Source organism: Kitasatospora sp. MY 5-36, from assembly GCF_001182915.1.
Taxonomy (GTDB): Bacteria; Actinomycetota; Actinomycetes; order Streptomycetales; family Streptomycetaceae; genus Kitasatospora.
In genome coordinates this window covers 1-2,439 of record NZ_LFVW01000292.1, presented here as the reverse complement: position 1 = coordinate 2,439, position 2,439 = coordinate 1, and the positions used below count along the sequence as shown (strand labels likewise).

Genomic DNA, 2,439 nt, shown 5'->3' with positions numbered 1-2,439 from the left:
GCAGCATGCCCGGGGCGTTCTCGTCCGCCGAGTCGGTCACGTGGTCCGGCGGCGCGTCCGGACCCTTCTGGATCGACGACGGCGCGACGAAGTCGTGTACGCCCTGGCCGGTGGCCGCGGTGAAGGACGGCTGGTCGCCGTACGCCGTCCCGGCCCAGCTGTAGGCCGCGCCGCCGCTGCGCGGGTCGACCACGTTGTAGTCGACCTTGGTGCCCGCGACGGCGTTCGGGCCGACGGTGATCCCGGTCGCGCGGGCGGTCTGGTCGCGGCACGGGTTCATGCCGTACAGGGCGGTGTTCACCAGGTTGTTCTCGACCACCGCGCCGGTCGAGCCGCCGTCCAGCACGATCCCGGCGAAGCAGGACGAGGTGACGTTGTTGGCCACCACGACGGTGTTCGGCGCGTCCTTGACCAGGACCCCGGTCATGTCGGGCCCGGCGTAGGGCATGAGCGCGTTGGTGGTGACGACCGTCCCGGTGGAGCCGCCGTCCACGGTGACCGCCGGGCCCTGCACCCTTCCGACGTCGCCGTGTCCGAGGAGCACCCGCTCGGAGCCGTTGGTGACGTGGATGCCGGTTCCACCGGTGAGGTAGGCGTTGTCGAAGGAGACGTCACGGGCGCCGTCCACCAGCACGGCCGCCTTCTGGGAGACCGCCGCGACGGTCAGGTTCTCGAACCGGACGTGCTCGGCGCCCCGGACGACGAACCCGTTGACGGGCCTGTCCCCCGTGCCGATCTTGGTGAGGCCGCCGCCGTTGTTCTCGTCGGGCGTCCTGCTGGCGCGGAAGGTGATCGGCGCCTCGGCGGTGCCCGACCGGGTGACGGTCACGTCCTCGATGTACGTACCGTCCGCGATGTCGACGGTCTGGCCCGGCTGGACGGCGGCCGCCGCCGCGCCGATGGTGCAGTACGGCGCCGACTGGGCGCCGCTGCCGCTGTCGGTGCAGTGCGCACCCGCGGCGTTGTCGACGTGGAGCGTGCCGCCCGCCGCGACCGCACTGCCCGCGGAGACGGCCGGCAGACCGACCGCCCCGAGCAGCGTCACGCCGACGACCAGCGCTGTACGGAATCTGGACACAGGAGCCCCCCGTGGGCAACTTGAAGCGTGGATGACGCTTTCGACCCCCCCGCCGTCCGGAGCCGGTCGGCTGGAAGGCGGAGCGGATCCTGCCACGGCCCGGGGCCCGTGCCAAGACGGATTTCACAGCTCGCGGAAACACGCGGACGGCCCCGGAGTCGAGCGGGGTGCTCGGCTCCGGGGCCGTCGGGGCGGGCGCGGTTGCGTGTACGGGTCAGTACGCCTGGTAGCCGAACAGGTCGACGATCAGGTGCAGCGGAGCACCGCTCGCGTTGTAGAACGAGACCCTGCCGTCCTTGACCGGGACGACCACCTGGTTCGGGATGGTCTCGCCGGGCAGGAAGTTCAGGTTCGAGGCGTTCGGCGCCGCGTCACCGTGCGGGTAGACGGTCAGGTGCCCGTCGGTGCCCGGCTCGGTGACCGTCACGTTCAGGGTCACCGCAGCGGCGTTCGGGATCTCGCCGACCGGGACGTCCACCGTGCCCCAGGCCGGGACGGTGGCCGCCGGGCGGACGCCCGACTCCCAGTAGGTGTCCTGGCGGGTGTCGAGGACCCGGATCGGGCCGGCCGGGCGGTAGCTGACCTTGCCCTCGGCGCTGTAGTAGCCCGCGAGGTCGGCGATCAGGTGCACGGTACCGCCGGAGACGTTGTAGAACGAGACCTTGCCGTCCTTCACCGGCACCGTCACCAGGTTCGGAATCGTCCGCCCGGCCGTCCAGTTGAGATTGGAGGCGTCCGGTGCCTTGCCGCCGTGCGGGTAGACGGTCAGGTGCCCGTCCTGCTCCGGGTCGGTGACCGTCACGTTCATCGTGACGGCGGTGACACCGGCCGCCGGGACGCCCGCGACGGCGGTGACCGGCAGGTCCACGGTGCCCCAGGCCGGGACCGCCTGCGCCGACGGAACGCCGATCGGCGCCCGGGTGTCCAGCAGCCGCGTCGGGCCCTGGGCGTGGAACAGCGAACCCTTGGTGCCGTAGTAGCCGGCGAGGTCCGCGATCAGGTGCACCGTGCCGCCGGAGGCGTTGTAGAACGACACCTTCCCGTCCGTCACCGGAACGGTCACCAGGTTCGGGATCGTCCGCCCGGCGACCCAGTTCAGGTTCGACGAGTTGGGCGCGGCGTCACCGTGCGGGTAGACGGTCAGATGGCCGTCGGCGCCCGGCTCGGTCACCGTCACGTTCAGCGTCACGGCCGTCACGCCCTCCGCCGGAACGCCCGCGACACCGGTCACCGGGAGGTCGACGGTCCCCCAGGCCGGCACCGCCTGGGCCGACGGGACGCCGATCGGCGCCCGGGTGTCCAGCAGCCGGGTCGGGCCCTGGGCGTGGAAGAGCGAACCCTTGGGGCTGTAGTAGCCGGCC

General features: G+C 72.2%; 1 protein-coding gene and 1 pseudogene. Both read right to left on the bottom strand.

The window, feature by feature from the left end; translation table 11 throughout:
• Positions 1 to 1,078: right-handed parallel beta-helix repeat-containing protein (locus AE652_RS20230; protein ID WP_199823115.1), on the bottom strand; the 1,078-nt coding region annotated here is incomplete at its 3' end.
• 214 nt (positions 1,079 to 1,292) lie between these two features.
• Positions 1,293 to 2,439: pseudogene (locus AE652_RS48305) on the bottom strand (hypothetical protein); the annotation flags it as partial.